Origin of the sequence: Rhizobium leguminosarum (assembly GCF_004123835.1) — a bacterium.
In the GTDB taxonomy this organism is placed as follows: domain Bacteria; phylum Pseudomonadota; class Alphaproteobacteria; order Rhizobiales; family Rhizobiaceae; genus Rhizobium; species Rhizobium leguminosarum_M.
Map to the genome: position 1 here is coordinate 325,790 of NZ_MZMU01000024.1, position 25,330 is coordinate 351,119.

Sequence of the window (25,330 nt, forward strand, 5' to 3'; positions counted from 1 at the left end):
CCAATCCTGCCGGACTATTCCTTGCCGATCGGACCGACGAAATTGGTGTCGAAGCTCGGACCCAGCTTGAAGTCCTTCACGCTCTTGCGGTAGCCGGCCACCTCGGTCTGCTGGAAGATGAAGACGAAGGGGCTGTTTGCCAGGTACTTCTTCTGGATGTCCTGATATATGGCGGCGCGCTTGGCGGCGTCGCGTTCCAGAAGTGCTGCCTTGGCTTGCTTGTCGAGCTCCGGCGCTTCCCAGCTGTTGCGCCATGCGAGCGTCTTCACCGTGCCGGCATCGGAATTGTCAGGATTGCCGGTAAAGGTGTCGGCATTGGAATTCGGGTCGAAATAGTCCGAACCCCACTGGCCGATATACATGTCGTGCGTACGGGCACGATATTTGGTCAGCGTCTGCTTGCCGTCGCCGGGGATGATTTCCATCTTCACGCCGGCCTGCGCCAGCGTCTGCTGCATGGATTCAGCGATACCGGTCACCGGCTGGCTGTTGCGCACGTCCATGGTGATCGAGAAACCGTCGGGTACACCGGCCTTGGCGAGCAGTTCCTTGGCCTTGGCGACATCGAGCTTGTAAGGATTTTCGTCGAGTGCGCCGAGCTGACCCTTTGGCAGGAAGGTTTGATGGATCTCGCCGATACCCTTGATCAGCGTTGCGCCGATCGCATCGTAATCGACCAGATATTTGAAGGCTTCCTGGACTTCCGGCTTTTTCAGGTTCTCGTTCTTGTTGTTCAGGCTGACATAATAGATCGTGCCCTTCGGCGCACTCGTTGTCGCGAGATCGGCATTCTTCGAAACGGCGTCGATGTCGCCCGGCTCGAGGTTGCGGGCGATATCGATATCGCCGGCTTCGAGCGCCAGGCGCTGGGCAGCGCTTTCCTTCATGTAGCGGTAGATGACGCGGTTGAGCTTTGCCTTGTCGCCATAATAATTGTCGTTGCGTTCCAGCACGACGACTTCGTTGGCGCGCCATTCGCGCATCTTGTAGGCGCCGGAGCCGGCATAGCCGGTCTTCAGCCATTCGTTGCCGAAGTCGTTGTCGTATTTGTGATCGGCATCGGGCGTCACCGCCTTCACATGCTCCAGCACCAGCTTCTTGTCGACGACGGAAGCGACCGTTGCCGTCAGGCAGTTGAGCACGAAGCTTGGCGCATAGGCCTTGTCGACCGTGAAGACGAAGGTGCTGGCATCGGCCGCCTTGGCCTTTTCCGTGACGTTGTCGCCGGTCAGGCCGAATTGGGTGAGGATGAAGGCCGGGCTCTTGTCGAGCTTGACGGCGCGCTCGAACGACCAGGCAACGTCTTCGGCGGTGATCGGGTTGCCGGAGGCGAATTTCAGGCCTGACTTCAGCTTGAACGTATAGGTGAGACCGTCATCGGAAACGCTCCAGCTTTCGGCCAGATCACCCTTCACCTTCGACGTGTCGTCCATATCGAGACGGACGAGCAGGCTGTAGCTGTTGCTGGTAATTTCGGCGGTCGAAAGCTCGAAAGCCTCACCCGGATCCATCGTGATGATATCGTCGATGGCGAAACCTTCGACCAGCGTATCTTTCGGCGTTTCGGCGAAGGCCGAGGGTGCGGCCATCATCAGCAGTGAAAGCGCAGCTCCCGCGGAAAGCATACGGAAATTGCGGCTGAGCTTGGTCATCATCATGGTTTGTTCCCCTGTTTTGATTGATTACGAAGCGTTTGCGGTCATGCCCATTAAAACTATGGTGCGTTCTCAGCGCGTCCAGAGGCGCGCGCGACGCTTTAGGCGTGACCCTCCCGCCAAGCTTGTGCGAGAATGCGAAGCCAATTTTCACGGGCAAGTTTCGTGAGTTCGGCGTCAGCATAGCCAACCTCTCTGAGAGCGGCAATCAGCTTCTGATTGCCGGCTGCATCACCGATTTCCTCAGGAATGGTGGCCCCGTCAAAGTCCGATCCGAGCGCCACGCAGTCGATGCCGATGCGGTTCACAAGATAGTCGATGTGGCGGATCATGTCGGCAAGCGGCGTATCACTGTCCGAGCGGCCGTCGGCGCGCAGCATGGCGGTGGCATAATTGATGCCGACGAGCCCGCGGCTTTCGCGGATCGCATCGAGCTGCCTGTCCGTCAGGTTGCGCGCGACTGGCGTCAGGGCGTGGGCATTGGAATGGCTGGCGACCAGCGGCTGGTCCGTCTTCTTCGCCACGTCCCAGAAACCCTTCTCGGTGATATGGGCAAGGTCGATCAGGATACCGAGGCGATTGCATTCCCTGACCAGCGCGAAGCCGGCATCGGTGAGGCCCGGCGCCGTGTCCGGCGACATCGGGAAGGCGAAGGGCACGCCGTGACCGAAGACATTGTGCCGGCTCCAGACCGGCCCGAGCGACCGCAGCCCCGCCGCATAGAATACCTCGAGCGCCGAGAGATCGGCGCCGATCGCCTCGCAGCCTTCCATATGCATGACGGCAGCGAAAATGTTATCCGCCATGGCGCCGCGAATATCCTTCACCGTCCGGCAGAGCCGCCAGGCGCCGGCCTGATCGAGCCGTAGTGCGATCGCCGCCATTTCATTGGCGATGGCAAGAGAAGGCAGCGGATCGAGAGGGGCCGCCATCGGCGTCACATAGCGACCGCTGGCATCCGGATCGGCGAAGACGAGATCGCCTGAGGGGATGTAGATGGCGCAGAGACCGCCTGAAAGACCGCCCTCTCTAGCCCGATGCGCATCAATATGGCCGACCGTCGTGCCGTCTGCGAATTCCGCGATCGGGTCGCTGCCGTCTTTTGAATGTGTCCAGAGTCGAAGGAGAACGTCGTTGTGACCATCAAATACGAATTGCATCTGTCTTCCTGCGCTGCCCGGTCGGGCGAATGAAGCGGCCAGAATAGAAAAGCTGACGGAAATCGCCACCTCTTTTTTTTAAAATCCGTGATCGGTGCGGAAAACAGAACGGGGGCCGAAGCCCCCGTAAAAACTATGAGAGATCAGTGCTTGCGTCGCTTCTTCTGTCGGTAGACGTCGATGACCACCGCCGCGACAATGATAAGGCCTTTGACGATCTCCTGGTAATAGGCATCGATCCTGAGGAACGTGAAGCCGGAGGTCATGACGCCGAGAATGATGGTGCCGATGACAGTGCCGGTGATGCGCCCGACGCCGCCGGTGAGCGAAGTGCCGCCGATGACGGTCGCAGCGATCGCGTCGAGTTCATATCCGACACCCATGCTGGCCTGTGCGGTTTCAGCACGGGCCGCCGTGACGATACCGGCAAGGCCGGCGAGCAATCCGGCGATCACATAGACCTTGACGAGATGCGCCTCGATGTTGATCCCGGAGACGCGTGCGGCCTGCGGGTTCGCGCCGATGGCATAGGTGAATTTTCCGTAACGCGTATAGCGCAGCGCAATGTGAAAGATCAGCGCAACGACCAAGAAGACGACAACCGGCCAGGCTTTCGTTCCGATGAAATGAAACTGCTCCGTGATCCCGGAAACCGGCTGTCCCTTCGTATACCACTTCGCCACGCCCCTGGCCGAAACGAACATACCAAGCGTTGCAATGAACGGAGGGATCTTCGTGTAGGCGATGAGCGCGCCGTTCGCGAGACCGGCAGCCGCCCCGATCAGCAGACCAACGACGATGGGCACGAAAGCCGGCAGGTCGGTCAGCGAGGGAAAGACGGCCCGTCCCCAGGTCGAGGACTGGGCGAAGCTTGTCGCGATCATCGCCGTCATGCCGACGACCGAACCCGACGAAAGGTCGATGCCGCCGGTGATGATGACCTGCGTGACACCGACGGCGATGATGCCGATGACGGAGACCTGCAGGATCATGATCGTCAGACGCTGCGAATTCATCAGAAAGCTTTGGCCGATGAACATCCAGCCGAGCACTTCATAGATGAGCGCGATGCCGACGAGCACGAGGAAAATGCTGAGTTCCGTCGGTATGCGCCGCCGCCTTTGCCGGGTTGCGAGCGGAGCCGCACCCTCTGCTGCCTTGGTAGTCATGTCAAACCTCCCTTGGGCAATCGCCGTCAACGCATCACTGCGCAGCCAGCTCCATCACCTTGATCTGCGTTGCTTCGTCGCGATTGAGGAAACCGGTCACGCGTCCCTCGTGCATGACCATGATGCGGTCGCTCATCCCGAGAACCTCGGGCATCTCGGACGAGATCATAACCACCGCCACACCGTCTCGCGCCATCTCCGTGACCAGCCGGTGGATTTCCGCCTTGGCGCCGACATCGATGCCACGCGTCGGCTCGTCGAGGATGAGGATGCGCGGATTGGTGAGCAGCCAGCGCCCGATCAGCACTTTCTGCTGATTGCCGCCCGAAAGATTTTCCACCCGCTCATAAAGATTGGGCGTTTTCACGCGCAGCTTTTTTGCCATGTCTTCGCAGGTTGCCTCGACTGCGCCCTGCTGCACGAAGCCGCCCTTGACGTATCTGTCCTGCAGAACGGCGATCTGCATGTTCTCGAGAATATCGAGGATCAGCAGACAGCCGGTATCTTTCCGGTCCTCGGTCAGGAACGCCATCCGGTTGCGGATGGCCTCGGTCGGCGAGGAAATGGTCACCGGCTTGCCGTAGAGCTCGATCGAGCCGGAGCTTGCCGGCGTCACCCCAAACAGTGTTTCGGCGACATTCGACCGGCCGGAACCGACAAGGCCGGCCACGCCGAGGATTTCGCCGGCCCTGACCTCGAACGAGACATCCTTGAAGACGCCGTTGAGACACAGATCCTTGACGGAGAGCATGACCTCGCCGATCGGCACCTCTTCCTTGGGAAACATCTGGGTAATCTCGCGCCCGACCATCATGCGGATGATGTCGTCGCGGGTGACGTCGGTCGAGGCATGCGTGCCGATATATCGGCCGTCGCGGAAGACGGAGAATTCGTCGGCGATCTCGAAAAGCTCGTTCATCTTGTGGGTGATGTAGACGATGCCGATGCCTTGGGCCCTGAGGTCGCGGATAATACGGAAAAGATGCTCGACCTCGCGCTCCGTCAGCGCCGAAGTCGGCTCGTCCATGATCAGCACGTCGGAATTGTAGGAAACCGCCTTGGCGATCTCGACCATCTGCCGGTTGGCGACCGACAGGAACCGGACTTCGATATCGGGATCGATGGCGATATTGAGCCGGGCAAACAATTCCTCGGTCATGCGATGCATCACGCCGTGATCGATGAAGCCGAGGCGGTTCTTCGGTTCGCGGCGAATCCAGATATTTTCTGCGACCGTCATGAACGGCATCAGGTTCAGTTCCTGATGGATCATGGCAATGCCGTTCTCCAGCGCGTCGAGCGGAGATTTCAGCTGGATCTCGATCCCCTTCAGGCGAATATCGCCCTTATCGGGCGTGTAGATGCCGGCGAGGATCTTCATCAACGTCGATTTGCCGGCGCCGTTTTCGCCCATCAGCGCATGCACGGAGGCGCGCTTCAGCTTAAACTGCACGTCGTCAAGTGCGACGACACCAGGAAATTCCTTGCGGACACCCTCGGCGCTCAAGAGATATTCCGCATTCGGGACGGCGCCGCTCGCGCGCACGGCGGCCATGGTTGTCGGGCTGACGGCCATATCATCTCCTCCGGATACTGGTAGGCGAAAAGGATGCGGGCAAAGCCCGCATCCTGTTTGGCGTTCGCCTCAGTTCTTGGTGACGAAGTCCTTGACGTTGGCAGGCGTGACGAGCTGGAAGGGAATGTAGACCTTCTTTTCGATCTTTTCGCCCTTGGCGAGCTTGAGCGCTGCATCGAGCGAGCCCTTTCCCTGGCCGGCGGCATCCTGGAACACCGTGACGTCGAGATCACCCGCCTGCATGGCGGCAAGCGCGTCCTGCGTGGCGTCGACGCCGCCGACGACGACCTTGCTCATATCCTTGCCGGCCGCCTTCAGCGCCTGGATGGCGCCGATCGCCATTTCGTCGTTGTTGGAGATCACGGCATCGAATTCGATACCGCTGGAAAGCCAGTTGGTCATCAGGTCGGCGCCCTGGGTGCGGTCCCAGTTCGCCGTCTGCTCTTCGACGATCTCCAGACCCTTGCATTCATCCGTCTTGATGACGTCATGAACGTCCTGGGTCCGCATGCGCGCAGCCTGGTTGGAGAGCTCGCCCATGATGACGACGGCCTTGCCCTTGCCGCCGAGAATGCGGCAGATTTCCTTGGTTTCCAGCGTGCCGGATTCCTGCTCGTTGGAAGCGACGAAGGCCTGATTGTCCGGCAGCGTGTCGACGTTGACCGGTTCACGGTTGACATAGACAAGCGGAATACCAGCATCGGCCGCGAGCTTCGACATTGCCGTGGTCGCATCGGTATCGACAGGGTTGACGATGATCGCATCGACCTTTGAGGCGATGAAATTCTGGATCTGGCTCTGCTGCTTGGAAACGTCGTTCTGTGCGTCTTCGACCTGCAGCGTCACACCGCTGAGTGTCTTTGCATAATCGGTCATGCCGTTGCGCAGAACCGTCAGGAAATTGTCGTCGAATTTCGCCATCGAGACGCCGACAGTTTCCGCGTGAGCCGCCGTCGACATGACGAGCGCCATCGCAGTGCCCAGGATAAACTTTTTCATTTTCACTTCCTCCACAAAGCGGTGCCCGGCTGCACCCTCCTCACGCCGGAGCTCCAGGCATTTGCTCTGAAGCCGCAATTCCCTGCGCCGCCTCTCCCGCGGCGCTCCGCAAAACGGAACAAACAAACCGTTAAATCTGTTATGCGGAATATTCATTCCATTTTCTGGGAACGGCGTCAAGTATCTTTAGCGGCGACGAGATATGGATGAGAGCGCAATGCCATGCGGGCTTCACTACCGACGCCCGCATTCCCTCTGTTGTGAAAGACCAGGCGAGCATCCATCTATGGGAGGGTCGAAGACGGGCTCACGGCCGCAAACGCCTTCGACCTCTCGCCGCGACCCAATCATTTGAAGATTTTGGAGACAGGACAGATGTCCATTTCGATGTATCGCCTCACCGTTCCCATATTCCAGCGCGGCCTCGCCAGCCTGAAAACCTACCTCGACAAGGCCGAAGCCTATGCGAAGGAAAAGAATATCGATCCTGCCATATTGGTCGCCGCTCGCCTGGCGCCCGACATGCTGCCGCTCTCCGGCCAGTATCAGCGCGCCAGCGACAGCGCCAAATTTGCGCTCGCCCGCCTGACGGCGACCGACGCCCCGAAATTCGAAGATAACGAAACGACGTTCGACCAACTACGCGAGCGCCTCGCAAAGACCGACGCCTATCTCGCCGGCTTCTCGGCACAAGCGCTGGAAGGCACAGAAACCCGCCAGATCACCCTGCCGGGAAAGAGTGGTATCGTGCTGCCGGGTGACGAATATATCGCCACCTTCGCCCTACCGAACTTCTATTTCCACGTCGCGACGGCCCACGCCATCCTGCGCAACCAAGGCGCACCGATCGGCAAGCGCGATTATCTCGGCTAGACCAACTCAGGGCCGGTGGGTCACCGGCCCTCTTTCCGTCAGTTCGGTATAGGCGAGCGTCTGATCGAGATGCCGTGCTCGAAGCGACAGCAGCTTCTCGGCATAGTCGAGCCGTATCGCCGCATAGGCCGGATCCGCCGCGACATTGTCGAGCTCCATCGGATCATCGGCAAGATTGAAGAGCAGCGACGGCAATGCGGTAAAATGCACATATTTGATCCGCGCGTCGCGGATCACCGCGAGATTGCATTCGTTGGACCCCAGCTGGAAATACCGCTCGGCCTCACCATGCGCAATGTCGCGGAAATCGAATTCCCAAAATGCCGCGTCCCGCCAGTTCTGTCCGCTGCCACCCCTGACAAACGGCATGAGCGACCGGCCGTCGAGCCCGTTCTTCGCGTCGACGCCGAGCCTTTGGCAAAGTGTCGGAAAAATATCGGCAGCGCTGGTGAATTTGTCGACGACCCCAGCACTGCTTGCGGGATCGCGGATCACCAGCGGAATATGATAGCTGCCGTCGAAGAAGCCGCCCTTGCCGAGCATCCAGTGATCGCCCGCCATCTCGGCATGGTCGGAGGTGAAGATAACAAGCGTATCGTCCCAGGCGCCCGCACCCTTGAGGGCCTGCCAGATGCGGCCGAGCTGCGCATCGACCTCTGATATCATGCCGTAATAAATCGCCCGGATCGCGGCGAAATCCTCAGCGTTCCAGCCGCTGAGCGGCCCCGTTGCACCGTGGATAAAGTCGCCCCTGTCAGATCGTGGCATGGCATAGGCGAGATAGGGATGACCGTTCTCTTCCGTTTCGCGGTTTGCCGCGCGGGCAAAAGCCGGTCCCTCGCCCGGCTTGAACATTCGGTTGAACGGCTCCGGCACGGAGAATGGCGGATGCGGACGTAAGAAAGAGACATGCGCGAACCATGGCCTGTCCTGCTCGCCCACCCAGCGAATGAACTCGCCGGCCAGGAAAGCCGTCTGCGTCTCGTCGCGCGAATAGGCCGGCGCCGCATCGGAAATGTCGCCGGCTCCAGCACCGACGGGAATATGGATATCGCGGCCGACGGCATCCCCATGGCCGCGGGACCTGAGCCAGGAGAGCCATTGTCTTTCATGTTCGGGCAGAAGCTGGCGGGCGGTAAAGCCCGGCAGCACGCCTTCGTAGGTCGTCAGATGCGGATCGCCGGCATCCATCCCGCGCGGATCGGGCGCCGTATCCGTGTAGCCGAACAGCGTCGGGTCGTATCCCGCCCGCCGGGCCGCCAACGCCAGATTGTCGAAGCGGGCATCGAGCGGCGAACCGTTGCGGCAGACGCGGTGGTTCATCTGGTAAAGGCCGGTATAAAGTGTGGCCCGCGCCGGTGAGCAGGGTGCCGCCCCGGCATAGTGCCGCCGGAAGAGCGTGCCTTCGCGCGCCAGCGCATCGACACCCGGCGTCTTTACGCAGGCATGGCCGACGGCCGACAGGCAATCACCGCGCCACTGGTCCGCCGTGATCAGCAGGATGTTCGGCCGGCGCGCTTTCTCGATGCTAGTTGGCTCAATGCTGGTTGGATTTTGCATGCCAGTCCCAGGCGGAGCGGATGATCTCAGACAGATCATACTGCGGCACCCAGCCGAGCACGTCGCGCGCCTTGTCGTTATTGGCGACCAGCGTATGCGAATCGCCTTCGCGGCGGCCGATATATTCGACCGGGAAAGGCCGGTTCGACACCTCCTCGATGGCGCCGAGCAATTCCTTGACCGTCGTACCGGTGCCGGTGCCGAGATTGAGCGCGACGGAATCGCCCCCCTTCAGCAGATATTCGACGGCGCGCACATGCGCATCAGCAAGATCCAGCACGTGGATATAGTCGCGCACACAGGTGCCGTCGCGGGTCTCGTAGTCGCTGCCGAACACCTTGAAACCCTGGCGGCGGCCGAGCGCCGCGTCGATCGCTAGCGGTATCGCATGGGTTTCCGGCTGATGCCATTCGCCAATCCGGCCCTCGAAATCGGCGCCAGCCGCATTGAAATAGCGCAGCACCACGGAGCGCAGGCTCCTGTACTGGTCGTAATCGGCAAGCGCCTGCTCGACGATATATTTCGTCCGCCCGTAAGGATTGATCGGCACCTGCCGGTGCGTTTCGTCGAGCGGCACGCTCTGCGGCAGGCCATAGGTGGCGCAGGTGGAGGAGAAGACGAAGGCGTTGATGCCGGCCGCCTGTGCCGCCGAAAGCAGCGTCAAAGTACCGATCACATTGTTCTCGTAGAAGGAAACCGGATCCTTGACCGATTCGCCGACCTCGATCAGCGCCGCGAAATGCAGGATCGCCGCCGGCTTGTGCTTGGCCAACACCTCATCCAGACGAGCGCGATCGCGAATATCGCCTTCCTCGGCCGGCCCCCATCTGACGAACTCGCGATGGCCGTTCGAAAAATTGTCGAAGACGACAGGCGTATAGCCCTTGTTCGCCAAGTCGAGGCACGTATGCGAGCCGATATAGCCGGCGCCGCCGACGACAAGAACCGTTTCACCTGCCATGCACCACCCTTATTCTTCATGAGAGATGGGAGAAACCTAAACGAGATACACGTCAATAAAAAGAAGGAACTGCGATCGCCGCAAACGGACAATACGTCAAATGCCGAAGCCGCCCGCCCGGGTGCGATCCGCCGCCTGCGCAATTGTGCCGGATCAGGAGGAAACATAAATTATTCGCGTGATTTGCATAGCCGCCCGATCTAAGGCGCTTGCACCACCATATGATGATCAACGGTCTGCAGCCATCAGGCAGGGAGCGCGCAAATGAGGAAGGCATTGGTCGTTTGGGGCGGCTGGCAAGGTCATGAACCGGAACAATGCGCTCATATCGTCGCCGACCTCCTGCGCGAGGACGATTTTACCGTCGAGGTAACCGGCGATCTCGGCGTGTTCGGATCTCCGACGCTGGCGAAGGCCGATCTGCTGGTGCCCATCATTACCGGCGAAAAGCTTGAGAAGGAGCATGCCGCTGGCCTCGTCGAAGCCGTGCGTGGCGGGCTCGGGCTTGCCGGCCATCATGGCGCGCTCGCCACGTCCTTCAAGGAAAGCGCGCCTTTCCGCTATGTCTCCGGCGTCACCTGGGTCGCCCATCCCGGCAATATCATCGACTTCCGCGTCGCCGTCACCCGCCAGGACGACCCCGTGATGGAGGGCATTCCCGATTTCGACTACCGTTCGGAGCAATATTATCTCCATTACGATCCGACCGTCGAAGTCCTCGCGACCACCACCTTCACCGGCGCCTACGATCCGGCAGCCCGCAATGTGGTGATGCCCGTCGTCTTCAAGCGCCATTTCGGCGCCGGTCGCATCTTCTATTCCGCTCTCGGCCATGTCGCCGCCGAGTTCGACCATCCCTACATGCCGCTTATCCTGCGGCGTGGCCTGAGCTGGGCCGCCCGTCAGTAGCGTTGGAGAACGGGGTGAGCGGTCTTGCCAATCGCCCACCCGCGCCTAATCTCCCCGTATGCCGGATCGCTTCTCTTTCCTTCCCGCCACTGCCGACCGCTTGACCGATATAGAAGCAGTCTTCGACGATTGCTCCGGCGGCCGGAATTGTCGCTGCGCCTACTGGTACCTTCCGAATGCCGACTACAAGGCAGGTTGGGGCGAGGGAAATCGCAGCTGGTTTCGAAACCTCGTCGTCGCGCCGCGCCCGCCGGGCATTCTCGGCTATCACGAGAACGAGCCGGCCGGATGGTGCGGTGTGGCGCCGCGCGCCGTATTCGACCGGCTGCGCCGCTCAAAACCCTTCGCGCCGGTCGACGACAGGCCGGTGTGGTCGATCAATTGCTTCATCGTCCGCAAGCCGTTCCGGCGGCAGGGTCTGTCGCGATTGTTATTGAAACACGCCGTTGAATTCGCAAGCGCGAACGGCGCTGAATGTCTCGAAGCCTATCCTGTCGATCAGGCAGCCCGTGCTTCGAACGGAGCCGAGATCTATCCGGGAACGCTATCGATGTTTCTGGATGCCGGTTTTGCCGAAGTGGCAAGACGCCTGCCGGCGAGACCGGTCGTTCGCCTGGAATGCCGCTGAATATTTCGGCATCCAGAGATTGATAAATACGGCTTAGCGGGCCGCCTTGAACTGCCGGTCGTTCTCGACGGCGGGCGCCGCCTCGTCATAGATCCGCATCAGCCGCCCGGCTGCCTTCAGCTTCTCGATGAGGTCGTTTCCATCAGGCGAGGCCTTCGTCAGCTCCAGCTGCTCGAACTCCCTGAGCGCCTGCGCCCAATGGCTTTCCCCGCGCCCATCCGGCCTGCCTTCCGATTCCCATAGTGAATAAGCGCGCTGGCTGACCCAGGCGTCTTTATTATGACTCATAATCAACCCCAGCGAGAAATTTGGAAGCAATATTCGACAGGCAACAAGGTGCCAAAACCGGCTTTAGGAGTCGTTACGAGGCAGCGTTAGTTTTTAGCTAATAGCGAGGTGCCGAAGGATTATCCCGTGCACACATTCCGGGACCTTGGCCTCGTACCGCCTCCAGGATAGGGTCATCGCAGAAACGACAGCGATGACCGATGGCAGCCAAGACGACACTCAATGCGAAGAATCTCGAATCCCTTGGTGCGCAGCGCCTCGCCGAGCTGCTGATCGAGGTCAGCCTGGGCAGTGCCGCCCACAAGCGACGGCTTCGAATGGAGCTTGCCGGCAATCACGGCGGCGCCGAGGTGGCGCGTGAGGTGCGAAAGCGGCTTGCGAGCATTGCCCGGGCTCGCACCGTCATCAACTGGCGCAAAGTGAAGGCGCTGAAGAGCGATCTGGAAACGCAGCGCAAAACGATCGCAGAGACCGTTGCCGCCGATGATCCCCAAGAAGCTTTCGAACTGATATGGCAGTTCCTCGCATTGGCGAATTCGATCTTTGAGAGATCCAACGAGAGCAGCGGTTCTCTCATCCAAAGTTTTCATCAGGCTTGCGAGGATGCTGCCGCAATCGCCGCGTCCGCCAAGATCGACTCCAATGTCCTGGCCGAGAAGGTGTTCAAAGCCGTGCAAGACGATGGTTACGGCCAGTACGACAACCTGATTGCGGCGATGGCGCCAGCTCTCGGAAAGGATGGTCTCGATTGCCTGAAAACCCTCTTCGTCCAATGGTCCAAGGAGCCGAAAGACAAGCCTACGGAAGACAAGCGCGAGATCATCGGCTGGGGCAGCGGAGGCCCCCTTTACGAAGATGAGATTTACGGCACTCAGCGAGATCTGACGGTGCGCATAGCCTTGCAGGAAATTGCCGACGCCCAGGGCGATGTTGATGCCTACATCGCGCAGCAATCCGAGAAAACGCGCAAGATGCCGATGATTGCGGCCGACATCGCCAATCGTCTGGTCTCGGCCGGCCGGGCGAAGGAAGCACTTGAGGCGCTGAATGAGGTCGATACGACAGGCCAGGCCGACATGCCATTCGAATGGCAGCTCGCGCGCGTCGAGACGCTCGAGGCCCTGGGGCGCACCGAGGAGGCCCAAACCTACAGATGGACATGTTTCGAGCAGTCGCTGCATGGCGAGCACCTGAAGGCTTTCCTCAAGCGACTGCCGGACTTCGACGATCTGGAGGCGGAGGAGAAGGCATTCGCTTATGCCCAGGCTTTCCCGGACGTCCACCAAGCACTTACATTTTTCCTGAATTGGACGGCACCTGCCGAGGCAGCGAAACTCGTGATGAGGCGGAAGGCGGAACTGAACGGCGATCTCTATGAGCTGATGCCGGCGGCGGCCGAAGCTCTGGCAGAGAAACATCCGCTTGCGGCAACCATTCTCTTGCGCTCCATGATCGATTTCACGCTCGATAGCGGCCGGTCCAGCCGCCATAAGCATGCGGCGAGGCATCTCGCGGACTGCGCGTCGCTTGCGCCTCATATCGATGACTTCGGCAACACCAGACCCCATGACGTCTATGTCGCGGAACTCAAACGTCGGCACGGCAAGAAGCATGGCTTCTGGAGCCTGGTGACCTAAGTTTCTCCGGATACCTTACCCTCAGAGAGGAATTCCATGACGACCACTTCCTGGCATGCAGATCCGCTGACTTGGGGCACTGGACCCCGCATCTTCGAAGCTTTTCTGGAGCCGACTTGCCCCTATTCGGTCAGAGCGTTCAACAAGTTCGACGAACTGCTGAGCCAGGCCGGCGAAGACAAGATCACCGTGAAGATCCGCCTGCAGTCGCAACCCTGGCACATGTATTCCGGCGTCCTTGTCCGCTGCATCATCGCAGCTTCGACTCTGGAAGGCGGCAAGGAAACTGCAAAGAAGGTGATGGCTGCCATCGCCGCCCATCGCGAGGAGTTCGAGTTTGAACGCCATGCCGGCGGCCCGAATATGAACGTCACGCCGAACCAGATCATCGAGCGCCTGGAAGGCTATAGCGGCATCAAGCTGAAAGAAGCCTTCGCAATCCCGGATCTCGACCGGGAGATCAAGTGGCACTGCAAATATGCCCGGCAGAACGGCATCCATGTCTCGCCGACTTTCATGATCGACGGGCTGGTGCAGCCCGACATGAGCAGCGGCGATGAGGTTGGCGCCTGGGTGAAGAAGGCGCGGGGCAATTGACGCTGGCCGTGTGCCTGAGACTATCAAGCTGAGTCGTCTCGCCGATGCCCTTATTGTGTTCGCATGGCGGATGGAGTCGGTAATGAATCTGGGCTAATTGCTTTTTAAGACATTGCTGATGAACTGCCGTCATGACAAAGCCGCCCCGCAAGCCTTCCAAGCCGCTGCTCGGTGAAGCCTACGAGCCGCTCCGCAGCCGACCGCGCCGACGGCGAGATTCCGCTCAGCCTAATCTTTCTCTCGATCCGATGCCGGCGCGTATTGCGCCGTCTCCGGCGTCAGTGGGAAGGACACAGTTCAGATGAACGACGACCCGAAATTGAATCGGGCCGAAGGTCAGCAATGTCAGCAGCAGACGAGCGACTGGGACATGGCTGCTCGCAATTACCCCAGCCTCAACACGGTGATCTTGCTGGGGATCCTGTTTATTGCCATCATCTTCAGGTTCCATAAGATCACCTTGCCGCTGGTCGACAGCTTCAGCTGGCGCGAGATAAGCACCGCAATGATGGCCGACAATTTCCAGCAGCGCAGCTGGAACATCTTTTTTCCAGAGGTCAGCTGGACCGGACCCGGGCCAAGCTATCAGGGCCGCGAGTTTCAGATCGTCAGCTATCTGACCGCCTTGCTCTACCAACTCTTCGGCTGGCACGACTGGTTCGGCCGCGCGGTTGCGGCCTCCTTCGGTCTGGTGACAGTATTTTCGCTCCACAGGCTAACGGCGCTATGCTGGGATGAGATGCACGCCCACGCGGCGGCACTGGCCTACGCGCTGATGCCGGCGGCGATCATGATCGACAGTTCGTTTCTTCCCGATCCCGCTATGCTGGCCTTGGTCACTCTTGGCGTCTGGCTGTTCGCCAAATACTGGGCCGGCGGCAGCGGCTGGCTCTTGCCGCTCGCCACGGTCAGCTTCTCGCTCGGCGTGCTGTCAAAGCCACCCGGCATCGCGGCCGGCGCTGTCATCTTCTATCTGATGGTCTGTTGGATTCTGGAAAGTAAAGGAAAGCACGCGACATGGGTCTTCCTGTCGGGGCTTTTGAGCCTGGCCATCATCGGCGCTTATTTCAGCTGGGCGATTTATCTCGGCCGCAGCTATCCGCCGTTTCATATCGCCGGCACCGGCGGCTATATCTGGGATTTCGGCTTCTGGACATACTACAGGAACAGCTTCTACTTCAAATCCGTATGGAACACCTCGGTTTTGTGGTTCTACGGCTATCCGTTCATGGTGCTGCTCGCGGTCGGCTTGTGGTTACCGCCCAGCCCCGCCGAAGACCCGAAGCAACGCACCCTTTCGGCCATTCCCTATGTGTGGCTGGCTGCGGCCCTAATCATCTATCTGGCGGCGGCGGGCGAGATCACCAGCAATGTGTGGAATCTCCACATCTTCCATGTGCCGGTTGCTATGTTCTGCGGCCACGGCGCGCTTCTTCTGGCAACGCTTGCATCGAGAACCATTCTAACACCGTCGGTGGTGCTTCGCTCGATTTTCATCGTGGCCATCGCGCTTGCCTGGTCGACCTTGCCCCTGGTCAGAACGATGAAGAAGCCAATCGCCATGAACGGTAAGCTGCTCGGCGAGGAACTGGCGCGGTTGGCGCAACCGGGCGACCTCGTCGTCGCCATCGCGCCTGAGGTCGGCGATCCCGTCGCAGTCTACTACAGCAGGGCGCGCGGCTGGGTGTTCCCGCCTGGCGGAGGCGATGCCGAATGGTCGAAATTCGTTGCGGATGACGCCACCGCGATCGCGCAGCTCGAGGAACTGCGCGCGCAGGGCGCGGATCTGTTCGGCGTGGCCAAGAACGCCGCCGACAAGAACGGCCGGCTGTTCATCGAGCATCATGATGGGGTTATCGACTACCTGGACAGGACTGCAACCAAGCTTGTGGATTTGAATAATTTGCTGATCTATAGGATCACCCGTCCATGAGAGCCGCGACAGTCTGGGCCATGGGCCTTCGACCGCATCACGCCTGGCACTTTCGCGGTGGAGACGATCGCGTTTTTCGTCACCTATGTCTTGGGTGCGCTGCGCGTCTGCGACGAGTTTCGCGACGTGGTGCACGGCCGTTTCGGCGCCGGCCGCAATCGGTCGCGCACCGCTCACCTCAAGCAGCCGGGCTGCAGCATATGGCTCTGACGACGGCGGCTTGAGCCCGCGCGGCGTGTCTGCGCAGATGGTCAAGGAGACGGCCAATCTCGACGTCCACTTCTACGTAGGCTTCGCCGAAACATCGAAGGATAGCAGGAGGACGCGGGCACCTATTACGGTCGAGGGCCAATGGCGGAGAGGGTGGGATTTGAACCCACGATACCCTTGCAGGTATGCCGCATTTCGAGTGCGGTGCATTCGACCACTCTGCCACCTCTCCGCGGTCTGGTCGGCGCTTGTTCGGCGCGGGCGTTCTCATAACGGGCAAATGACAGGCTGGCAAGCCGAAAAGTCGAAGCATTCCATCCTTTTGCCTTGACACCTTTTTGTCACTCGCGTATCTCGGCTTCGCAATAGGTTTGGAGAAATCCGCGCCTTGGCCGTCCGGCGCTCGCGCGGGGCTTCACCGGCAGGACGAGTTCGAGGATTAGACCTCTGAAATCCCTGCTTAACTTCGACTGATAAAAAGACAGCCACCTGCTGGATGAGCGGGGAGCGCTGGAACGAACATGAAAGGATAAAAAATGTTCGCAGTCATCAAGACCGGCGGTAAGCAGTACCGTGTGGCAGCCAACGACGTGCTGACCATCGAAAAGCTGGAAGCAACCGCTGGCGACTCCATTGAATTCACCGAAGTGCTCGTGATCGGCGAAGGCGCCGACGCTGCGATCGGTGCGCCCTTCGTTACCGGCGCCTCTGTCAAGGCAGAAGTCGTCGAACAGAACCGCGGCAAGAAGGTCATCGCCTTCAAGAAGCGCCGCCGTCAGAATTCGAAGCGTTCGCGCGGCCATCGTCAGCATCACACGGTCGTCCGTATCACGGACATCGTGGCTGCCAAGTAAGATCAACGGGACAAGGTTTAAAGGAGAACTCCAATGGCACACAAAAAAGCTGGCGGTTCCTCGCGCAACGGTCGCGATTCTCAGTCCAAGCGCCTTGGCGTGAAGAAGTTCGGCGGCGAAGCCGTCATTGCAGGCAACATCATCGTGCGTCAGCGCGGTACTGAGTGGCATCCGGGTTCCAACGTCGGCCTCGGCAAGGATCACACGATTTTTGCGCTTACCGCCGGCAATGTGAACTACCGAACGAAGGCCAACGGTCGCGTCTACGTGTCTGTCATGCCGAAAGCGGAAGCAGCGGAATAAGCCGGTAGCGCTCAAAAACAGCCGGCGTCTCATCGACCCGGCTGGCCGTATCAGGTTCAGTCTAGAAAACAGGGGAGATGGGGCGCCATCTCCCCTTTTTCTTTACCCCTCAAGGAGGACTGAACCATGCAAGGCGAATTGTTAAGGGTAGACCAATCACGGTCTCCCCGGGAAGACCAGCGGTCTTCCACGGAGCGGCTGAGGCCGGAACGGTTAAGGACCGATTGCCCTGTCTTGTTATCGGAAAGGCTCGTCATGCGCGCGCCCCACGAAGAAGACATCGACGCCCTTGCCCATCTCGCCAATAACGCCAAAGTCGCCACCATGGTATCGCGTATGCCGCACCCTTATACCGCCGATGATGCTGCCGACTTCGTGCGTCGCACGAAAAATGGCGAGATTGGCAAGTGCGTCTATGCGATCACCAAGGCCGAAAACGGCGCCTTTATCGGCTGCTGCGGTGTGGAACCGCAGACGGACGGCAAGACCGTCGAGATCGGCTATTGGCTGGGCGAGCCCTATTGGAACAAGGGTTATACGACCGAGGCCTGCCATGCCCTGGTCGATATGGTGTTCAGGACCCGTCAGGACGTCGATCAGATCGACGCCCGTTGCCGGGTAATGAATGTCGCCTCGCGCCGCGTCATCCAGAAGTGCGGCTTCCAGTTCCAGGGTTCGGGGCTCGCCGCCTCGCTAGCGCTCGGCAGCAACGTGCCGGTCGAATGGTACAGGCTCGACCGCAAGACCTGGATGTCCCTCAGAAGCTGGGGGAACATCGCATGAGCACGACTGCGCTGCAAAGGCCAGAGGTCAAGCCGATGATGCCCGGCCCCGCGCCGGTCATCTCGACCGCCAGGCTGACGCTCCGCCCCCACAGGCTGAGCGATGCGCCTGATATCGCGGAATCACTCTCCGATTTCGCGGTCACGCGCATGCTGTCCCGCGTACCCGCGCCGTTCGACCGGCAGGATGCGCTGGACTGGCTGATCCCGGTCACCTCGGGCACCCTGCCCGACTGGCCGCTGGCGATCACCGGCAAGGACGATGTCCATATCGGCAACGTCTCGATCGAGCTGCGCCACGGCCGCTGGCACCTCGGCTACTGGCTGAACCGCTACTACTGGCGGCGCGGCTATATGAGCGAGGCGGTGGCGGCCATCATCGAGCGCTTCTCGCGCCGCATGCCGGAGACGCCGATCTATTCCGGCGTCTTCGCCGACAACCCGGCTTCGCTGCGACTGCAGGAGAAGCTCGGTTTCCGCATGACGGGTTGCGGCGAAATCTATTGTTTCGCCCGCAACACCATGGTGTCGCACATCGAAACCGTGCTGCAGCCGGGCATGCTGCAGCCACGGAAGGTTGCCTGATCAAACTCGAGACGTCGCCGCACCGGCGGCGTCTCCTTTAATCGCCGATCTCGACCCATAGAGGGAAGTGGTCGGAACCGACGGATTGCGTATCGATCCGGGCGGATTTCAACCGGCTCTGCAGGCCGCAACTGACGAAGCAATAATCGAGATGCATGCGTTTGCCGTGATCCTCAGGATCCATCCAGCTGTAGCTCTCCGGAGAGTAGGCCTCCAGCGCCGCAAAGGCGTCGACCGGCGTGCCGATCCTCGCCACGCGGCCGTAATATCCGCCGCCAGCCCCGGCAAGCGCGCAATATTCCGGCGATTCCGGCTCCATGTTGAAATCACCCATGATGATATAATCCTCCGGCAGCGGCGGCTCCGGCAGGTCGAATTCACCACCCCCCGTCAGCGACCCACCCTCCTGGACGAAGGCATTGATATGCGTGTTCAAGAATTGCAGCTGGCGGATGCGCTCGTCGGCGGAGACATGGTCGAGATGCACGGAATAGACGCGGATCGCCCCGCCGGGTGCGTCGATCACCGCCTCGGTTGCGCCGCGCTGCAGGTTGATCTTGCCGATCGTCCGGCTGCGCGGCAGAAGCAGCGTTCGGGTCGAGACGATCGGCCAGCGCGACAGCACCATATTGCCGAACTGGAAGCGGGTGCCGGGCACCGGCTGAAGCCCACCTTCATCAGCCTCGACATGCATGTCGCAAGCCGGCCCATACACCCAGAAATAGTCGGGAAAGAAGGCTGCAACATCGGCCGCCATGTCGGCGAAACCGTTGCGGGAGAAGCCGCGGGTCACCTCCTGCAGCGCGATGACGTCGGCTCCCTCGAGGCCCCGGGCAATGCGCGCCAGATCGTATCTGCCGTCGAGACCGAAGCCGTACTGTATGTTATAGCTCGCAAAATTCACGATAATCTTTGACCTCTGTCGGAACCGCCTATATCGAATGGGCCAAGACGGGCCGTCCAACTGCCACTGGATATTGGAAGTAAAATGAAATTTCTCGACGAAGCAAAGGTCTATATCAAGTCCGGGGACGGCGGCGGCGGCAGCGTTTCCTTCCGACGCGAGAAATTCATTGAGTTCGGCGGCCCGGATGGCGGTGATGGCGGGCGCGGCGGCGACGTCTGGGTCGAGGCCGTCAACGGCCTGAACACGCTGATCGATTTCCGCTATCAGCAGCATTTCAAGGCGACGATCGGCACCCATGGCATGGGCAGGAACCGCACCGGCGCCAATGGCAGCGACGTGACGCTCAAGGTTCCCGTGGGCACCCAGATCTTCGAGGAAGATCAGGAAACGCTGATCTGCGACCTGACCGTCGAGGGCCAGCGTTACTGCCTTGCCCATGGCGGCAATGGCGGCTTCGGCAACGCCCATTTCAAGACCTCGACCAACCAGGCGCCGGATTGGGCCAATCCCGGCCTGCCCGGCGAGGAAAAAACCATCTGGCTGCGCCTGAAGCTGATTGCCGATGCCGGCCTCGTCGGTCTGCCCAATGCCGGCAAGTCGACCTTCCTGGCATCAGTCACCCGCGCCCGGCCGAAGATCGCCAACTATCCCTTCACGACGCTGCATCCCAATCTCGGCGTCGCCACGATCGACGAGCGCGAATTTATCCTGGCCGACATTCCGGGCCTGATCGAAGGCGCCCATGAAGGTGTCGGAATCGGCGACCGTTTCCTCGGCCATGTCGAGCGCACCCGCGTGCTGCTCCACCTCATCTCCGCCCAGGAGGAAAAGGTCGGCAAGGCGTATAAGACGGTCAAGCACGAACTTGAAGCCTATGGAAACGATCTGACCGACAAGGCTGAGATCGTGGCGCTGTCACAGATCGACGTGCTCGACGATGCCGAACTGAAGAAGAAGACCAAGGAATTGGCCAAGGCCTGCGGCAAGATGCCGTTCCAGATTTCGGCCGTCACCGGCAAGGGCATGACCGAGGTGCTGCGTGCGCTGCGCGACATCATCGTCGAAGCCAATACCGAGGAGAAGCCGGCCAAGGTGCCGAAGCTGCGCCATCGCGACATGATCGTCACCGATGAGGGCGAGGACAAGGGTGGGGACGAGGACGATGACCAGCCGTAAGCCGCTTGGCCGCTACCGCCGCATCGTCATCAAGATCGGATCCGCGCTTCTGGTCGACCGCAAGGCCGGGCTGAAGAAGGCCTGGCTCGACGCCATGTGCGCCGATATCTCAGGCTTGAAGGCCAAGGGCATCGACGTGCTCGTCGTCTCCTCGGGCGCAATCGCGCTCGGCCGCTCGGTGCTCGACCTGCCGTCAGGTGCGCTGAAGCTGGAGGAAAGCCAGGCGGCCGCCGCCGTCGGCCAGATCGCGCTGGCGCGCGCCTGGTCGGAAAGCCTGTCGCGCGACGAGATCGTCGCCGGCCAGATCCTGCTGACGCTCGGCGATACCGAGGAGCGCCGCCGTTATCTCAATGCGCGCGCCACCATCAATCAGCTTTTGAAGATCGGCGCCGTGCCGATCATCAACGAGAACGACACGGTCGCCACCAGCGAGATCCGCTATGGCGACAACGACCGGCTGGCCGCCCGCGTCGCGACGATGACCGGCGCCGATCTGCTCATTCTTCTCTCCGATATCGACGGTCTCTACACCGCGCCGCCGCATCTCGATGCGAACGCAGCCTTCCTGGAGACGATTGCCGCAATCACCCCGGAAATCGAGGCGATGGCCGGAGGCGCGGCCTCCGAGCTTTCGCGCGGCGGCATGCGCACCAAGATCGATGCCGGCAAGATTGCGACGGCATCAGGCTGCGCCATGATCATCGCCTCCGGCAAGACCGACAACCCTCTGTCGGCGATCGAAAACGGCGCTCGTTCCTCCTGGTTTGCGCCGTCTGGCACACCCGTTACCGCCCGCAAGACCTGGATTGCCGGACAGCTGCAGCCGGCCGGCGAACTGCATGTCGATGACGGCGCCGTCGTCGCCCTCGGGGCCGGCAAGAGCCTGCTTCCTGCCGGCGTTCGCAGCGTTTCCGGCCTCTTCAGCCGCGGCGACACGGTGGCGATCATCGGCCCGGCCGGCCGCGAGATCGCCCGCGGTCTGGTAAGCTACGATGCCGACGACGCCCGTCGGATCGCCGGCCGCAAGTCGGCAGAGATCGAGGCCATTCTCGGCTATGCCGGGCGCGCCGCCATGGTCCATCGCGACGACATGGTGATGACCGCGCAGGTCGGTTCGAAATCGGAAAGGCAGAAGAAGGACGCGAGCTATGCTTGATACCGTTGCGCCGGGCCCTGACATTGACGTGCTGATGCACGACATCGGCCGCAAGGCAAAGGCTGCCGCACGACCGTTGGGCTTTGCGTCCACCGAAGCCAAGAACAGCGCGCTGAATGCCATGGCCGATGCGATCCTGGCAAACAAGGCGCGTATTCTTGCCGAGAACGCCAAGGACCTGAAGGACATCGAAGGCACCGAGATGCTCGCTTCCTTCGTCGACCGGCTGACGCTGAACGACAAACGCATCGCCGAAATGGCCGAGGGAATTCGCGCCATCGCCGCCCTTGCCGATCCGGTCGGCGAAGTCATCGCTGCCTGGGACCGGCCGAACGGCCTGAAGATCGAGCGCGTCCGTACGCCCCTCGGCGTCATCGGCGTGATCTTCGAAAGCCGGCCGAACGTCACCGCCGATGCCGGCGCCCTCTGCCTCAAGGCGGGCAATGCCGTCATCCTGCGTTGCGGCTCGGATTCGCGCCGTTCATCGCAGGCTATCCATGCCTGCCTGGTCGAGGGCCTGAAGACGGCGGGACTTCCAGAGCATGCTATCCAGCTCGTGCCGGTCACCGACCGCGCCGCCGTCGGCGCCATGCTGCGCGGCCTGGACGGCGCGATCGACGTCATCGTGCCGCGCGGCGGCAAGAGCCTGGTTGCCCGCGTGCAGAGCGAGGCCCGCGTGCCGGTTTTTGCCCATCTCGAAGGTCTTTGCCACATCTATGTCGATGCCTCGGCCGATATCGAAATGGCGAAAAAGATCATCGTCAACGCCAAGATGCGCCGCACCGGCATCTGCGGCGCAGTCGAAACCCTGCTCGTCGATGGTGCTGCGATTGGCACGCATCTGACGCCGCTGCTCGAGGTTCTGACGGAGGCCGGCTGCGAGATCCGTGCTTCGCCAACGGTGCTGAAGGTTGCACCCAGCATGAAGCCCGCGGCCGAGGAGGACTGGTCGACCGAATATCTCGATGCGATCATTTCAGTTGCCGTCGTCGACGGCATATCGGGCGCCATCGCCCATATCCAGACATATTCCTCGAACCACACCGAGGCGGTCATAGCCGAGGACCCTAACGTCGTCGCGCGTTTCTTCACCGAGGTCGATTCGGCGATCCTGCTGCATAATGCCTCGACGCAGTTTGCCGATGGCGGCGAGTTCGGCATGGGTGCGGAAATCGGCATCGCCACCGGCAAGATGCATGCCCGTGGCCCGGTCGGCGTCGAACAGCTCACCTCTTTCAAATATCGGGTGCACGGTGCCGGACAGACGCGGCCCTGACGTGACGATTGAGGATGTGGACCGGCGCTATCTCCGCATGCCGCACAGCGAGCGCGGCATGGTCGTCGGTCTGTTCGGCGGCTCGTTCAATCCGCCGCATCAGGGCCACGCGCTCGTCGCCGAGATCGCCCTCAAGCGGCTTGGCCTCGATCAGCTCTGGTGGATGGTCACCCCGGGCAATCCGCTGAAGAGCCGCAACCAGCTGGCTCCGCTTGCCGAGCGCATTGCCGAAAGTGAACGTATTGCCGCCGATCCGCGCGTCAAGGTCACCGCCTTCGAACAGACGCTCGGCACCAGCTACACCGCCAACACGCTTGCCCGCGTCAAGGCGCGCAATCCGCATGTGCATTTCATCTGGATCATGGGCGCAGACAGCCTGCAGACCTTTCACAAATGGCAGAAATGGCAGGAGATTGCCCGCACCTTCCCGATCGCGGTGATAGACCGGCCGGGCGCGACGCTGTCCTTCCTCTCCTCGAAAATGGCAAGGACCTTCGATTTCGCCCGTGTCGACGAGGATGATGCCCGTGTTCTCTGGAAGAAACGTGCCCCGGCCTGGACCTTCATCCACGGGCCGCGCTCCGGCCTGAGCTCGACGGCAATCCGCAACGGCTCTTCGCACCGCGACGCCGAATAGAGCGCCGCGCGCCCAGCAAGACGCATGCGCCAGCCTGATTTCAGAAGATCCCGAAAACGAGAAAGCCCGACGGGGGAGGAGATCCGTCGGGCTTATAAACTCGATCGACAACTGGGAGGAGGAGTGTTGTCGATCCTACCGAACGGCTATGGGAGGAGGAGAAGCCGTTTCGATGAGTGTGTTATACCATATTTCGAAGAAAGATGAATATCGATTGGTGCATTGCAGCAATGCATCGGATGCAAATCTCCGGGCTGATTTGGTTTCGCCATTGCCGCTTTTATTAGCAAAAATTAAAGGAAGCATCCCTGCCGCCAGAGGTCCTTGCGGTTTGCAAACTGCCCAGGTATTTTCGCCCCTGCCAATCTCACTTTCGGCGGAAGCCATGCACCTCACGAATGCTTGAACATTGCGCCGCTCCGAACGCGAGCGCCGGATACGGTTATATTTTGTTGGATATATCCCTAGCCAGGGCGCACCGACCGTTATATTTGTTGCAATATTTCGATAGCTGGGAGAAATCATGCAAAACCGCCGCCGATGGATGAAACTGGCAACCGCCGCGATCATGGCCTTCTGGCTTGGCGCAGCAGCGCTTCCGGCGCCTGCCGCCGCAGCCGAAAAACTCACCGTCTTTGCGGCGGCGAGCCTCAAGGATGCACTCGACGCCGCCAATGCCGCCTGGACGAAGGAAAGCGGCAAGGACACCGTCACCTCCTATGCGGCGAGCGGCGCGCTGGCCAAGCAGATCGAAAACGCGGCCCCCGCCAATATCTTCATCTCGGCCGACCTCGACTGGATGGATTACGTCGCCAAGAAGAACCTGATCAAGGCCGATACCCGTTCCAACCTGCTCGGCAACAAGATTGTGCTCGTTACGGAAAAGGACAGGGCAAAGCCGATCGAGATCAAGCAGAGCTTCGACCTCGCCGGGCTCCTCGGTGACGGCAAGCTTGCCATGGGTGAGCCGAAATCGGTTCCGGCCGGCAAATACGGCATGGCCGCGCTCGAAAAGCTCGGCGTCTGGAAATCGGTCGAAACCAAGGTCGCCGGCGCCGAAAGCGTACGCGCCGCCCTTGCCCTCGTCTCGCGCGGCGAAGCGCCTTATGGCATCGTCTACCAGACGGATGCCGCAGCCGATAAGGGTGTCGCCATCGTCGGCACCTTCCCGGCCGATTCCCACCCGCCGATCATCTATCCGATCGCCATCCTGGCTTCGAGCCAGAACCCGGATGCCGCAGCCTATCTCGACTTCCTGAAATCCGACAAGGCCGCCGCCTTCTTCACAGCGCAGGGTTTCACCATCTTGAAATAGTCGGGAGCCTGAAATGACTGCGGATTTGCACGTCAGTGCCTGACCTGACGCTCACATCACGATGCTTCAGTCTACTGACGAAGACAGCTAACTACTCTATCGTCATGCTCGGGCTTGTCCCGAGCATCTGCATCCGGTCGATTTGGATATGCAGCAGATCCTCGGCACAGGGCCGAGGATGACG

The 25,330-nt window shown here is 60.7% G+C and carries 26 protein-coding genes, 1 tRNA gene and 1 pseudogene; 18 read left to right on the forward strand and 10 right to left on the reverse strand.

Translation table 11 applies throughout. The features are described from left to right. Positions 1–14 precede the first annotated feature (14 nt). The 5 genes from B5P46_RS31210 to B5P46_RS31230 form a co-directional block, all read right to left on the reverse strand. Entirely contained in the window at positions 15–1,658 is a 1,644-nt protein-coding gene (locus tag B5P46_RS31210) for an ABC transporter substrate-binding protein (protein ID WP_129422096.1), read from the reverse strand. Positions 1,659–1,756: 98 nt separating this feature from the next. After that, positions 1,757–2,815: a dipeptidase gene (locus tag B5P46_RS31215; RefSeq protein ID WP_129422097.1), complete on the reverse strand. Its 1,059-nt coding sequence runs from the start codon at positions 2,813–2,815 to the stop codon at positions 1,757–1,759. 143 nt (positions 2,816–2,958) lie between these two features. Then, positions 2,959–3,984, reverse strand: a complete 1,026-nt coding sequence (locus B5P46_RS31220; RefSeq protein ID WP_011653996.1) for an ABC transporter permease — start codon at positions 3,982–3,984, stop codon at positions 2,959–2,961. A 34-nt stretch (positions 3,985–4,018) separates the two neighbouring features. Next, positions 4,019–5,560, reverse strand: a complete 1,542-nt coding sequence (locus tag B5P46_RS31225) for a sugar ABC transporter ATP-binding protein (protein ID WP_129422098.1) — start codon at positions 5,558–5,560, stop codon at positions 4,019–4,021. 69 nt (positions 5,561–5,629) lie between these two features. Continuing rightward, entirely contained in the window at positions 5,630–6,559 is a 930-nt protein-coding gene (locus tag B5P46_RS31230) for a sugar ABC transporter substrate-binding protein (RefSeq protein WP_129422099.1), read from the reverse strand. 375 nt (positions 6,560–6,934) lie between these two features. On the opposite strand from B5P46_RS31230, the gene B5P46_RS31235 reads away from it, so the two are divergent. Next, positions 6,935–7,432 carry a DUF1993 domain-containing protein gene (locus tag B5P46_RS31235; protein WP_129422100.1) on the forward strand — a complete coding sequence of 166 codons (498 nt, stop codon included), beginning with the start codon at positions 6,935–6,937 and terminating at the stop codon, positions 7,430–7,432. A gap of 6 nt (positions 7,433–7,438) precedes the next feature. Here the strand turns inward: B5P46_RS31235 and B5P46_RS31240 are convergent, their stop codons facing one another. Both B5P46_RS31240 and galE read right to left on the reverse strand, forming a co-directional pair. After that, a complete protein-coding gene (locus tag B5P46_RS31240) occupies positions 7,439–8,992 on the reverse strand; it encodes an alkaline phosphatase family protein (protein ID WP_129422101.1) in 1,554 nt (517 codons plus the stop codon). After that, a complete protein-coding gene (gene galE / locus B5P46_RS31245; RefSeq protein WP_129422102.1) occupies positions 8,970–9,953 on the reverse strand; it encodes a UDP-glucose 4-epimerase GalE in 984 nt (327 codons plus the stop codon). The genes B5P46_RS31240 and galE overlap by 23 nt, the downstream gene beginning before the upstream one ends. A gap of 264 nt (positions 9,954–10,217) precedes the next feature. Between galE and B5P46_RS31250 the strand changes: the two genes are divergently transcribed. Together B5P46_RS31250 and B5P46_RS31255 are read left to right on the forward strand one after the other, a co-directional pair. Continuing rightward, on the forward strand, positions 10,218–10,862 hold the full coding sequence (locus B5P46_RS31250) for a ThuA domain-containing protein (RefSeq protein ID WP_129422103.1): 645 nt from the start codon (positions 10,218–10,220) through the stop codon (positions 10,860–10,862). Positions 10,863–10,920: 58 nt separating this feature from the next. Next, positions 10,921–11,490 carry a GNAT family N-acetyltransferase gene (locus B5P46_RS31255; RefSeq protein WP_129422104.1) on the forward strand — a complete coding sequence of 190 codons (570 nt, stop codon included), beginning with the start codon at positions 10,921–10,923 and terminating at the stop codon, positions 11,488–11,490. A gap of 33 nt (positions 11,491–11,523) precedes the next feature. Here the strand turns inward: B5P46_RS31255 and B5P46_RS31260 are convergent, their stop codons facing one another. Continuing rightward, a complete protein-coding gene (locus B5P46_RS31260; protein ID WP_129422105.1) occupies positions 11,524–11,778 on the reverse strand; it encodes a DUF2934 domain-containing protein in 255 nt (84 codons plus the stop codon). 200 nt (positions 11,779–11,978) lie between these two features. Here B5P46_RS31260 and B5P46_RS31265 point away from each other — a divergent pair, with 200 nt between their 5' ends. The 5 genes and pseudogenes from B5P46_RS31265 to B5P46_RS35225 all read left to right on the forward strand — a co-directional run bounded on the left by B5P46_RS31265 (position 11,979) and on the right by B5P46_RS35225 (position 16,155). After that, on the forward strand, positions 11,979–13,415 hold the full coding sequence (locus tag B5P46_RS31265) for a DUF6880 family protein (protein ID WP_129422106.1): 1,437 nt from the start codon (positions 11,979–11,981) through the stop codon (positions 13,413–13,415). Between the two features lie 36 nt (positions 13,416–13,451). Further along, positions 13,452–14,012 carry a DsbA family protein gene (locus B5P46_RS31270; protein ID WP_129422107.1) on the forward strand — a complete coding sequence of 187 codons (561 nt, stop codon included), beginning with the start codon at positions 13,452–13,454 and terminating at the stop codon, positions 14,010–14,012. A gap of 131 nt (positions 14,013–14,143) precedes the next feature. Beyond that, a pseudogene (locus tag B5P46_RS35220) lies at positions 14,144–14,281 on the forward strand (non-homologous end-joining DNA ligase); the annotation flags it as partial. 32 nt (positions 14,282–14,313) lie between these two features. Further along, positions 14,314–15,945, forward strand: coding sequence for an ArnT family glycosyltransferase (locus tag B5P46_RS31280; RefSeq protein ID WP_129422108.1), 1,632 nt, complete (start codon positions 14,314–14,316; stop codon positions 15,943–15,945). A gap of 57 nt (positions 15,946–16,002) precedes the next feature. Then, positions 16,003–16,155 carry a hypothetical protein gene (locus tag B5P46_RS35225; RefSeq protein WP_245456334.1) on the forward strand — a complete coding sequence of 51 codons (153 nt, stop codon included), beginning with the start codon at positions 16,003–16,005 and terminating at the stop codon, positions 16,153–16,155. Between the two features lie 142 nt (positions 16,156–16,297). On the opposite strand, the gene B5P46_RS31290 is transcribed toward B5P46_RS35225, so the two are convergent. Then, positions 16,298–16,387 (reverse strand) — tRNA-Ser (locus B5P46_RS31290). Positions 16,388–16,691: 304 nt separating this feature from the next. On the opposite strand from B5P46_RS31290, the gene rplU reads away from it, so the two are divergent. From rplU to B5P46_RS31310, 4 genes are all read left to right on the forward strand, one after another. After that, positions 16,692–17,009, forward strand: coding sequence for a 50S ribosomal protein L21 (gene rplU, locus B5P46_RS31295; protein WP_003543907.1), 318 nt, complete (start codon positions 16,692–16,694; stop codon positions 17,007–17,009). Between the two features lie 33 nt (positions 17,010–17,042). Further along, positions 17,043–17,312, forward strand: coding sequence for a 50S ribosomal protein L27 (gene rpmA / locus B5P46_RS31300; RefSeq protein WP_003543909.1), 270 nt, complete (start codon positions 17,043–17,045; stop codon positions 17,310–17,312). A 126-nt stretch (positions 17,313–17,438) separates the two neighbouring features. Beyond that, positions 17,439–18,095 (forward strand): GNAT family N-acetyltransferase, encoded by a 657-nt coding sequence (locus B5P46_RS31305; RefSeq protein WP_027668026.1) that lies wholly within the window; start codon positions 17,439–17,441, stop codon positions 18,093–18,095. Beyond that, complete coding sequence (locus tag B5P46_RS31310) at positions 18,092–18,679, forward strand: GNAT family N-acetyltransferase (RefSeq protein WP_129422109.1); 588 nt, start codon at positions 18,092–18,094, stop codon at positions 18,677–18,679. The genes B5P46_RS31305 and B5P46_RS31310 overlap by 4 nt, the downstream gene beginning before the upstream one ends. Positions 18,680–18,716: 37 nt before the next feature. Here B5P46_RS31310 and B5P46_RS31315 read toward each other — a convergent pair whose 3' ends face one another. Next, positions 18,717–19,583, reverse strand: coding sequence for an endonuclease/exonuclease/phosphatase family protein (locus tag B5P46_RS31315; RefSeq protein WP_129422110.1), 867 nt, complete (start codon positions 19,581–19,583; stop codon positions 18,717–18,719). Positions 19,584–19,667: 84 nt separating this feature from the next. Between B5P46_RS31315 and obgE the strand changes: the two genes are divergently transcribed. From obgE to modA, 6 genes are all read left to right on the forward strand, one after another. Beyond that, a complete protein-coding gene (gene obgE / locus B5P46_RS31320; RefSeq protein WP_129422111.1) occupies positions 19,668–20,762 on the forward strand; it encodes a GTPase ObgE in 1,095 nt (364 codons plus the stop codon). Beyond that, positions 20,749–21,918: a glutamate 5-kinase gene (proB, locus tag B5P46_RS31325; protein ID WP_129422112.1), complete on the forward strand. Its 1,170-nt coding sequence runs from the start codon at positions 20,749–20,751 to the stop codon at positions 21,916–21,918. The genes obgE and proB overlap by 14 nt, the downstream gene beginning before the upstream one ends. Beyond that, the gene (locus B5P46_RS31330) at positions 21,911–23,194 is read left to right on the forward strand and encodes a glutamate-5-semialdehyde dehydrogenase (RefSeq protein ID WP_129422113.1); all 1,284 of its coding nucleotides are present in this window, start codon (positions 21,911–21,913) and stop codon (positions 23,192–23,194) included. Before proB ends, B5P46_RS31330 begins: the two co-directional genes overlap by 8 nt. Before the next feature lie 37 nt (positions 23,195–23,231). Beyond that, on the forward strand, positions 23,232–23,831 hold the full coding sequence (locus B5P46_RS31335) for a nicotinate-nucleotide adenylyltransferase (protein ID WP_245456341.1): 600 nt from the start codon (positions 23,232–23,234) through the stop codon (positions 23,829–23,831). Between the two features lie 172 nt (positions 23,832–24,003). Then, positions 24,004–24,237, forward strand: coding sequence for a hypothetical protein (locus tag B5P46_RS31340; protein WP_129422115.1), 234 nt, complete (start codon positions 24,004–24,006; stop codon positions 24,235–24,237). 117 nt (positions 24,238–24,354) lie between these two features. Then, on the forward strand, positions 24,355–25,146 hold the full coding sequence (gene modA, locus B5P46_RS31345; RefSeq protein WP_129422116.1) for a molybdate ABC transporter substrate-binding protein: 792 nt from the start codon (positions 24,355–24,357) through the stop codon (positions 25,144–25,146). The last annotated feature ends 184 nt before the right edge of the window (positions 25,147–25,330 follow it).

What these genes read in the sequence shown, in the direction of transcription:
- rplU (WP_003543907.1), top strand. Translation starts at nt 16,692, where the DNA reads ATGTTCGCAGTCATCAAGACCGGCGGTAAGCAGTACCGTGTGGCAGCC.
- B5P46_RS31250 (WP_129422103.1), top strand. Translation starts at nt 10,218, where the DNA reads ATGAGGAAGGCATTGGTCGTTTGGGGCGGCTGGCAAGGTCATGAACCG.
- B5P46_RS31235 (WP_129422100.1), top strand. Translation starts at nt 6,935, where the DNA reads ATGTCCATTTCGATGTATCGCCTCACCGTTCCCATATTCCAGCGCGGC.
- B5P46_RS31280 (WP_129422108.1), top strand. Translation starts at nt 14,314, where the DNA reads ATGAACGACGACCCGAAATTGAATCGGGCCGAAGGTCAGCAATGTCAG.
- B5P46_RS31215 (WP_129422097.1), bottom strand. Translation starts at nt 2,815, where the DNA reads ATGCAATTCGTATTTGATGGTCACAACGACGTTCTCCTTCGACTCTGG.
- B5P46_RS31305 (WP_027668026.1), top strand. Translation starts at nt 17,439, where the DNA reads ATGCAAGGCGAATTGTTAAGGGTAGACCAATCACGGTCTCCCCGGGAA.
- galE (WP_129422102.1), bottom strand. Translation starts at nt 9,953, where the DNA reads ATGGCAGGTGAAACGGTTCTTGTCGTCGGCGGCGCCGGCTATATCGGC.
- B5P46_RS31270 (WP_129422107.1), top strand. Translation starts at nt 13,452, where the DNA reads ATGACGACCACTTCCTGGCATGCAGATCCGCTGACTTGGGGCACTGGA.
- B5P46_RS31260 (WP_129422105.1), bottom strand. Translation starts at nt 11,778, where the DNA reads ATGAGTCATAATAAAGACGCCTGGGTCAGCCAGCGCGCTTATTCACTA.
- modA (WP_129422116.1), top strand. Translation starts at nt 24,355, where the DNA reads ATGCAAAACCGCCGCCGATGGATGAAACTGGCAACCGCCGCGATCATG.
- B5P46_RS31230 (WP_129422099.1), bottom strand. Translation starts at nt 6,559, where the DNA reads ATGAAAAAGTTTATCCTGGGCACTGCGATGGCGCTCGTCATGTCGACG.
- B5P46_RS31265 (WP_129422106.1), top strand. Translation starts at nt 11,979, where the DNA reads ATGGCAGCCAAGACGACACTCAATGCGAAGAATCTCGAATCCCTTGGT.
- proB (WP_129422112.1), top strand. Translation starts at nt 20,749, where the DNA reads ATGACCAGCCGTAAGCCGCTTGGCCGCTACCGCCGCATCGTCATCAAG.
- obgE (WP_129422111.1), top strand. Translation starts at nt 19,668, where the DNA reads ATGAAATTTCTCGACGAAGCAAAGGTCTATATCAAGTCCGGGGACGGC.
- B5P46_RS31310 (WP_129422109.1), top strand. Translation starts at nt 18,092, where the DNA reads ATGAGCACGACTGCGCTGCAAAGGCCAGAGGTCAAGCCGATGATGCCC.
- B5P46_RS31225 (WP_129422098.1), bottom strand. Translation starts at nt 5,560, where the DNA reads ATGGCCGTCAGCCCGACAACCATGGCCGCCGTGCGCGCGAGCGGCGCC.
- B5P46_RS31340 (WP_129422115.1), top strand. Translation starts at nt 24,004, where the DNA reads ATGAGTGTGTTATACCATATTTCGAAGAAAGATGAATATCGATTGGTG.
- B5P46_RS31220 (WP_011653996.1), bottom strand. Translation starts at nt 3,984, where the DNA reads ATGACTACCAAGGCAGCAGAGGGTGCGGCTCCGCTCGCAACCCGGCAA.
- B5P46_RS31210 (WP_129422096.1), bottom strand. Translation starts at nt 1,658, where the DNA reads ATGATGATGACCAAGCTCAGCCGCAATTTCCGTATGCTTTCCGCGGGA.
- B5P46_RS31255 (WP_129422104.1), top strand. Translation starts at nt 10,921, where the DNA reads ATGCCGGATCGCTTCTCTTTCCTTCCCGCCACTGCCGACCGCTTGACC.
- B5P46_RS31335 (WP_245456341.1), top strand. Translation starts at nt 23,232, where the DNA reads ATGCCGCACAGCGAGCGCGGCATGGTCGTCGGTCTGTTCGGCGGCTCG.
- B5P46_RS31330 (WP_129422113.1), top strand. Translation starts at nt 21,911, where the DNA reads ATGCTTGATACCGTTGCGCCGGGCCCTGACATTGACGTGCTGATGCAC.
- rpmA (WP_003543909.1), top strand. Translation starts at nt 17,043, where the DNA reads ATGGCACACAAAAAAGCTGGCGGTTCCTCGCGCAACGGTCGCGATTCT.
- B5P46_RS31240 (WP_129422101.1), bottom strand. Translation starts at nt 8,992, where the DNA reads ATGCAAAATCCAACCAGCATTGAGCCAACTAGCATCGAGAAAGCGCGC.